The organism is Nostoc sp. (genome assembly GCF_036917465.1).
In the GTDB taxonomy this organism is placed as follows: Bacteria; Cyanobacteriota; Cyanobacteriia; order Cyanobacteriales; family Nostocaceae; genus Nostoc.
This window is the reverse complement of sequence record NZ_JBALDL010000025.1, coordinates 1-7,722: the sequence shown is the minus strand read 5'-3', so window position 1 is coordinate 7,722 and position 7,722 is coordinate 1. Positions and strand designations below refer to the sequence as shown.

The 7,722-nt window shown below is 43.0% G+C and carries 11 protein-coding genes; 3 read left to right on the top strand and 8 right to left on the bottom strand.

Going from position 1 to position 7,722, the window contains the following annotated elements; genetic code table 11:
- Positions 1–45: 45 nt before the first annotated feature.
- From V7K38_RS05370 to V7K38_RS05345, 6 genes are all read right to left on the bottom strand, one after another.
- Entirely contained in the window at positions 46–639 is a 594-nt protein-coding gene (locus V7K38_RS05370; protein ID WP_334856030.1) for an alpha-ketoglutarate-dependent dioxygenase AlkB family protein, read from the bottom strand.
- Entirely contained in the window at positions 627–1,349 is a 723-nt protein-coding gene (locus V7K38_RS05365; protein ID WP_334856029.1) for a hypothetical protein, read from the bottom strand. The genes V7K38_RS05370 and V7K38_RS05365 overlap by 13 nt, the downstream gene beginning before the upstream one ends.
- A complete protein-coding gene (locus V7K38_RS05360) occupies positions 1,346–1,804 on the bottom strand; it encodes a hypothetical protein (RefSeq protein WP_334856027.1) in 459 nt (152 codons plus the stop codon). Before V7K38_RS05360 ends, V7K38_RS05365 begins: the two co-directional genes overlap by 4 nt.
- A 2-nt stretch (positions 1,805–1,806) precedes the next feature.
- Positions 1,807–2,103: a VVA0879 family protein gene (locus V7K38_RS05355; RefSeq protein WP_334856026.1), complete on the bottom strand. Its 297-nt coding sequence runs from the start codon at positions 2,101–2,103 to the stop codon at positions 1,807–1,809.
- Positions 2,104–2,935: 832 nt separating this feature from the next.
- Complete coding sequence (locus V7K38_RS05350) at positions 2,936–3,865, bottom strand: hypothetical protein (protein ID WP_334856024.1); 930 nt, start codon at positions 3,863–3,865, stop codon at positions 2,936–2,938.
- A 117-nt stretch (positions 3,866–3,982) separates the two neighbouring features.
- Positions 3,983–4,882: a hypothetical protein gene (locus tag V7K38_RS05345; protein ID WP_334856022.1), complete on the bottom strand. Its 900-nt coding sequence runs from the start codon at positions 4,880–4,882 to the stop codon at positions 3,983–3,985.
- Positions 4,883–5,062: 180 nt separating this feature from the next.
- Between V7K38_RS05345 and V7K38_RS05340 the strand changes: the two genes are divergently transcribed.
- From V7K38_RS05340 to V7K38_RS05330, 3 genes are all read left to right on the top strand, one after another.
- Positions 5,063–5,299 carry a helix-turn-helix domain-containing protein gene (locus V7K38_RS05340; protein WP_100903364.1) on the top strand — a complete coding sequence of 79 codons (237 nt, stop codon included), beginning with the start codon at positions 5,063–5,065 and terminating at the stop codon, positions 5,297–5,299.
- A 128-nt stretch (positions 5,300–5,427) separates the two neighbouring features.
- Positions 5,428–5,685, top strand: coding sequence for a helix-turn-helix domain-containing protein (locus V7K38_RS05335; protein ID WP_229555133.1), 258 nt, complete (start codon positions 5,428–5,430; stop codon positions 5,683–5,685).
- A gap of 146 nt (positions 5,686–5,831) precedes the next feature.
- The gene (locus V7K38_RS05330) at positions 5,832–6,788 is read left to right on the top strand and encodes a hypothetical protein (protein WP_334856017.1); all 957 of its coding nucleotides are present in this window, start codon (positions 5,832–5,834) and stop codon (positions 6,786–6,788) included.
- A gap of 21 nt (positions 6,789–6,809) precedes the next feature.
- Here the strand turns inward: V7K38_RS05330 and V7K38_RS05325 are convergent, their stop codons facing one another.
- Both V7K38_RS05325 and V7K38_RS05320 read right to left on the bottom strand, forming a co-directional pair.
- Positions 6,810–7,061 (bottom strand): hypothetical protein, encoded by a 252-nt coding sequence (locus V7K38_RS05325; protein ID WP_334856016.1) that lies wholly within the window; start codon positions 7,059–7,061, stop codon positions 6,810–6,812.
- Between the two features lie 178 nt (positions 7,062–7,239).
- Positions 7,240–7,428 (bottom strand): hypothetical protein, encoded by a 189-nt coding sequence (locus V7K38_RS05320; protein WP_334856014.1) that lies wholly within the window; start codon positions 7,426–7,428, stop codon positions 7,240–7,242.
- Between the last annotated feature and the right edge of the window lie 294 nt (positions 7,429–7,722).

Below are 7,722 nucleotides of genomic sequence, written 5' to 3'. Positions count from 1 at the left end.
ATGCGGCATTTGCAGAAGTGACGATAGAAAATTTAGTGGGTTGGTTTACTCACTGCTGCTACTGTACTTCATAAGACTGATAATTGCTATAACGACTTTGTTAGTTTTCGGAACTTGATGCAGATGTGTTGATTGGCAACTTGGGTGCATAACCAGTAAACTCCCGTGTTCCAGCCAAAAATCAGTAGACTTACCCCCGATAGGCTTAATCTGAAACTTCCGCATCGAACCCAGGCTGACAGAGGCGATCGCTGGGTTAAATCCCATTGATGCTTCACTATCGTTGTGCCAGCCGATGCTGTCAGAGCCGCTTCTGTACTGATTGCCGATGACAATGCGGAAACTGTAGCCAGTAGTCGCAGTAATCCTATCTCGCAGTTGAGCCAGCGATGAAGTCCAAGGCAATGGTTTGAGCAGTACGCTTTTTGAATAGAGATAATCACAGCCCTCATTACCATAAATGCACTCTAAGCGCGGAACAGGCATTGTTTTACCCAACATCCTAATTTGGTTTTGCTGCCATTGCAGTTCTTGGCAATGTTGGTAAAGTTCGTCGGCTTCTTCCTTGTTTAGAAATTCTGGATAATAGTTGACTGGTAAAGTAGGAGCAGATTCGGGAAATAAAGTTAGTTGTTGCATAATTCTCCTTTGGCAATCGCCCGAACAATTTCTTCTGCCCGTTCCTGTGAAATAGCCTGTTCTGGATTCTTGTAAAACCCAATAATTTCTGACTTAGGACGCACGATAATGCGTTGTGTGGTTGCGCGTTTGTCCCATACAAAGCACGAGATGGTAACGTTATCGGTAGCCCAACGAGTACCCCGTTTGTCTTTGCGAAAGCAAAAGCGCGGCATGATGATTACAAGTGACGGCGGGTGCTGTTGTAAGAAATCCGCCCGATCATCGCAGGGTTCTAAAAAGCTGGTCAGGAGGAACGCGGCAACACCCATACGCGCTTTCTGGTAGGCATTCTTGATGATGGGTGCAGCGAATTCTGAGTATGGAGGATTTGTGCAGATCCAGTCACAATCGGGAAACTTAGCCCATGACTCAGATAGTGTTGCATCCAGATGGCAATCAGCTGCTTTATGTGGATCAATATCGTTCGTCCACATTTGCTTGGTGTAGGGCCACACTCTGAGTAATGATGCGTTAGCGAAGCTCGCCGAAGGCATCGCTCCATGTCCCACACAAGGCTCACCAATCACACCGGATAATCTGACATGACGCAGTAATTCAGTAGTGAACCATGATGGAGACTCGTAAAAGTTCAGTGGATGTCTACCAACAGTTTCTGCTGTAGATGCACTTGTATGTGGTTGTGGTATCAGCAATTGTGTGGCAATCATACTGAATCCTCACTAAATTCAATGTGGCTTAAAGTCTGAAGTTCAACAGCTAATCCACTTAAGAAATTTTGGAGTTCGACTGTTGCCAATTCTTTGGATATCTCTTTTTCCGATGTGTAAATAAGTTGCTTAAAATTCCCCAAGTAAGCCTCTGTACGAGTCAAATTTTGCTCTGTGTCAGTTAACAGACTTAAGCTAAATCTTCCCAGTTTGCAAAAGTAATACTGACGATGATCACAAGGGTTGCCTTGATGCCAAGTAATATAAGGTTTTGAATCAATGTGAGCGCTAATAGATTCAAAATCAACATGAAAAATGTTCATTAAGGCAAGCATTTCGCCACTGTTGTAACGGTTTGTTATATGCTGCTTAATTGCTGTTGATGTTAAACCGTCAGGAATATTAATGTGGACTTCCGATGTAATTTTTTCAACTACTGTAACTATGGCTTTCATCTTTAAACTCCAAATTCAAAAACTTTGCGGTCATCAACAATAACCGGATTAATATTGAGCAATCCGCCCCCAGAATAATTGCAAGGAATATTACGCTTATCTTTGTCATCAAAGGCTTCTTTGTGAACTGGCATCCAGCGGCCTACACAAGAAAATGCGACTGCGCTAGAAGGAGCGTTGGCTTTTTTATAATCTTCAGCAGTAGCGATATGACCGCAGCAGGGACACTTAAACTTCCAGTTCATTACATTCTCACCAAACAGTGTCTTTCCTTGAGATAACCATGTTTCTTTGTTCATATTTCTTCCCCCTCTTTAAATTGAACAATATTAGGATAAAAGTCAACAAATGGTCTTTCTACTGTTTCAAAAGCTTCAGTCGCTTCTCTTTTATCGTGAAATATGTGTGCCTTGTCTTTATCTAATGCCCATTGATTTTCAACAGTTAGATAGTAAACTAAGCCCTTTTCGTAGATTCCTGCTACTACCCACTTGTAATTTAGGAGCGAAACTTTTGCGTTAAGTTTAGAAGCTTTACGAGTCAGTGCGGATTCTCGAAATCGTCCACATAGAGAGCAAGTATTTTATTCATGTACTATGAAATTGCTTCAACGGTAACAGTAAAAACGTGGCATATTTATTTAATCCTCCTCATTTGAACATTCATCTGTAATTAATTGAAATTCTTCTACTGCAAAAATAGCCATAGCCACACACGCTCTTTCTTGTGGATGTGTGGCTGACTGCATCCGGTAATCTTCGCGTACTACATAGCCCTGAATTGCGTAGAATTTCTTAGCTAGTTTTTCAATACAGCACTTACGGCAGCTATGAGGTACATTCTCAAAGCTGAAAGCTATGATAGAAGAGGGGCAAGAGGAAAACTGTATTGCATAATAGCCGGAAGCGCTGTAAGTGCGTCTTTTTGAAAAATTCCAAGTTCCATATCCTTTCCTTTCAAGGTAGAATTTGCCTTTGTTGTAAAAGTCTTAATTCTTGATTGCTCGGCGATCGCCCTATTTGACCAATGCCCCATGCCCCATGCCCAATGCCCAATGCCCCATGCCCAATGCCCAATGCCCAATGCCCAATGACTAATGACTAATGACTAATGTCCAATGTCCAATGTCCATCAAGCGGTTACTAAAGATTTTCTAGCGAAAGCACCTGCCTGCCTTAGCGCTGCACCAGGACTGGAATGAGCGAAAAACTCTTCTACAGCTTTGGTCAACCCAGCCGCAACAACCGGATCATGGCAAGCGTAGACATAAATGGGCTGTTGCACACCGTTAACCAATCGCGTTTCTTGGCGTGAGCCTAACTGAGGGTAAAATGTTCTCACCCATGTCCCAAGATGCCCCCGATAGTGAGCGCCGCTCAGGGCGACTTTTTTACCAAGTTCAATTTCCGCAAAGTTGACCACGCCAAGCCATTTTTCTTGTGTGCCAGAAAATGACTGTCTGTTGTAGTCAGCTAAGAGATTGGCGGCGAAGTCTTTGCAATTCTGTTCCATGTATGGGTTGAGTCTGCCACCGGTGAGTTCGGCTAAAGTCTTCATTGCGTTTACAAAAGTATCTAGCCGTTGCTCGACTGGAGGGAGGGCAGGTGTTGGAGAAGCAGGTACTGGTGTAATTTTTGGAACAGCTACAACCAAATCTAAAATGATGGTTCTGACTTGGGTTGCTACCTCAGACTCAGTTAGTAGCATTGCAATGCGGAGTGTTCCCAAAGGTGAAAAGACTCTGGCTTGGGCTGTTCGAGATGCTAGCTCCAGTTTGGAGCGAACATCAGCTAAGTCCTTCCCAGTAAGTTTTCTAGTTTCATTATCCCGAAACTCCTTACTATTTCTCTCGTATATATGCTTAATACCTTGTATAGAACATTGGAAGTACTGAGCTAACTGTTCAACAGTTGCCCAGCCCTCGCCATTCCAAACAGCAAACACTATAGCTCTAGCTTTGTTTAATACTTGTTGAGAGCGAGAAGCATCCAACCCATCTAATGCAGATGTCCTCAACGAAGGAGACTCGATTAAAGCGCTTTGGTTTAAGGATAAACTCATGCTGATTCCTTGGCTAATATATTTTTCAGCAAGTAACAGAGTTGGGTGTGTTTGGAGAATAACGCCCAAAAAATACCTCAAAGTGAGCAGCAATTTCACTGCTGCCCACATGAGGTTTTACACTGTGACTAATTCTTGAAGAAGAGATCGCACTTCATGGTTGAAAAGCTGCTGTAATTCCTCAGTAGTCAGTTGCTCTAAGGGTCGGGATTGCAAGTATTCGTGAACTGGTTCAGCCAGCGATGTATCCACCATCGACAATGAGCGCACAGCATCAAACACAGAGTTAGAATACTGCTGCTGACCTGAACAACCCAGGATTACCCACCAATTCCTATTAGTGCAGCCGACTTGTCCCAGCTTTACGCCGTTGTGGTAAATCCCATCGTCGAGAATTTCAAAGCCGTAATTCTGGCACTCGTTGAAAATATGCGCCATGATTTGGTTTTCAGTAGAAGAGGAAGGCATGGGGGCAGAGGCGCAGAGGGGCAGAGGATAAAGTTGTTGTAGGTTTTTCCCCTCTGCACCCCTGCTCCCATGCACCTCTGCTTCTTCTTGCACAGGTAATGAACCGTCTTTGTAGTGAGTGCAGATGAAGCGATCGCAACGCATTAGAGTGCTGGCACGAAATACTTCTTTGTCGTTGACCATGACTACCCAGCCTTGCGTTAAGTGGTTGTCGTCATGGCTGATGCTGGCTACCAGTTGATTACCAGCGCAATATTCGTGATCAGAAAAGGAGATTTCGACTATTCTGAGGGGTTCGGGAGCTATGGCTTGGGCTTGGTCAGCGATGAAGTGGTCGAGTTCGGCTTGGGCTGTGGTTTGTTCGTCGGGGGCAGCAAGGGTGAGTTTCTGAATCTTGCTTGACTGATAATCAGCGATCGCGCTAATCCAACAATCTTTGCAGCGTTTGTCAGTCACCTCAACTGTGCAGGCGATTTCGCTGTAGATTTGCTTGAGTCGGGCAATAGATTTCAGTTGCAGCTGTTGTGCTGTGTAAATAACGTGAGTCATAATTGATAAAGTCTTAATGGACATAGAGAAGCGCTTCAGATTGGTAGTCGGGCGCTTTCTCTATTTTTATTATCTAACCGTTTCGATTAGTTGTCAATCATTACGATTAGAATATTGACATATCGGTTAGCAAAAGCTAATCTAGGTTTAGATTCCATCCGTTAAAGGGTAATTTTAAAGATGCAGTGCAGCGCATTATTCCCAATGACGATTAAGTGGAACTTGGCCTATCTCATGCTTGAACGTGATATTAAAACTGGAGAACTGGCAGAAATTACAGGACTTCATCCAAACACAATTTCAAAGCTAAAGGCATACCGTGATATGCCCAAGAGACTGGATAGGGAAACACTTAATCAACTTTGTAAAGCACTCAACTGTAATCCAGGCGATTTATTGAAGTTCGAGCCAGATTAAAATATGCAAAGCCTAGGAATACCTACTTAGACTAGGCAAACACCAGATAACCACATTTGAAAGCTGACTAGATTTGTGCCACTGTCACAGTAAGCATTGGGGCAAACACAAGGAGGTGTAAGTTAGATATGGTGATACCAATAGAAGAATCAATGCCGATCAAGTGGCGCTTGGCTGTATTAATGGCTGATAGAGAAATCGACTATAAAAAGCTTGCCCAGATGACAGGGTTGCATCCTGTAACCGTCAGCAAGCACAAAAATATTCGGGTGATGCCAGAGAGACTAGACAGAGACACGCTAGAAAAATACTGCAAAGCTCTTAATTGCCAGCCCGGTGACTTGTTAGCTTATGTGTCAGACAAATCAAAAGACCAAACATCGTAACATATTGCTTTTTACAGGCATTTACTAACTAATAAGTCGAAAGTATTTTTTCCTCTAAAGTCTGAACCATTTTATGAAAACTCTATTTTTAAAATTGATTTGCAATCGACTTTAAGCAATGCCACTGAACCAAAAGAGGTGGAAAAATGACTAAACCACCCCGTAAGCGCAACAAAGCCACCTCTGCTGCATCCAGTGACAGCACATTACCAGATGACCAAGACCTTGAGGATATCTCCCTTCAGGGAAACCCAGCCTTAGCAATAATTAACGTTACTGCCGTTGAAGTTCCAGAATTAACCGAGCAGGAAATTAGCGATCGCTTGCACCTGGAGAGAAAAGTAGAGAGGGCATTTTTTGAGGCGGGAAAGGCTTTAATGGAGTTACGTGATCGCCGACTGTACCGCTCTACCCATAAAACCTTTGAGGAATATTGCAGGGATAGGTTTAGTTATACTTACCGCCATGTAAATTATCTAATAGCTGGTTCAGTGATAGTTGACAATATAAAAATGGGAACTAATAGTTCCCAAAATGAAAGCGAAGATGAAATGGGAACTAATAGTTCCCAAATTTTGCCCACATCAGAAGTACAAGTTCGCCCTCTGGCAAAGCTAGAACCTCAACAACAGCCAGAAGCATGGCAGCAGGCGGTAGAAAAAGCAGAGGGTAAAGTCCCAAGTGGTAGAATCGTGAAGGATGTGGTGCAGCAGATAATGGAACGCACCAAAGTACCCAATACCTACCAGATCGGGGAGGTGTGCCAAATTTTAGCCAAGGACAACCCGGAACTCAGGGGCAAAGGTGGATGTTGGGGGATAGTCAACCATGTAGGCGAATTCAGCTGCACCGTCAGAACTTGGGATGGGGAGTACACCGTTGCTTTGCAGCACCTCAAATCTTACAATTATCTGCCTCCCGAGTGTGGGCAAATGCAGGTGATTTGCGATCGCATCAGTCGAGTGTATTCAGATCCACTGGAGGAGACAGTCAAAAGTCTGTTGCAGTTGTTGGGGAAGCTGAACCGTCCTTATCTTACTGTTGTGGAAGAGAAGTTGTTGAATGTACTAGAGTCTGAATATGGGAGAGAGATAGCACCCTAAACAATTTTGGCAATTTGGCATTCAATGTTTTCGGGTTGCAGTTTCAATAGAGTTAGCAACACAACGGGACAGCCAAGAAGTTGTACTAGGGATAGGGCAAAACTTTCCGCTTCTGGTGTCCCGTGCTACGCTAGTTGTCAAGCGAGTGCTGTAGAAACACTCTACATAACCCTGTTTTGTCACTCTCGGAAAATAAAAATCAAAGCCAAATTTTGAACTGTAGATAGAACGGGCATTTGAGCGTTTATTTTCTAACACAATGGCTGAAATCATGTTTTTTGGTAAAAGTCTTATGCTGTAAGCATTCCAGATTATTCTCTCCCGAAAGTGATAAAAGAGGGATAATTGATACAGCGCTTGTAAGTGAACGCCATCACTCTGCAACTGGCTAGAAATGAACTAAACCAAATAGAACCTCAGAAGATAAAAGATGTGGATAGTTGGCATTTATCTAGGAGCGATCGCTTGTCTGCTTTAAAAAATTAATTACTCCACGGATATCTAGTAAATAATTACTAATCATCTCTAAAGAGTAAACTTCAGGTAATGCTCTTTGAAACTTACTTAAGCGATACTCAGGTAACTGCGAAAGGATGAAGCGCTGAGTAGCTGAAGTTTCCCAAAAGTTAGGAGTACTCATCTGAGCGATCGCTAAACTTAAAGTTGCATAACCAACACTATCCCCTTCAATTTTTAACTTGAAGTTGTCAGAGGTAATCTTCCAATCATGGTGAAATTGCAGACCGTATTTAAGGGTGTGATTAATTTGTCCACCTGCGAAAGTCCACCACAGCGACCGATCTGTTTCTAATTGGATGCTTGATTGAACTTCTGTTATTAACTGGAGTTTAGACTAAAATCGATATCAGAGAACGCAAATCAAATGGAATTAGAGAGTAAAAATATTCTCAGGTCAGCCTGAAAACATCCGCGA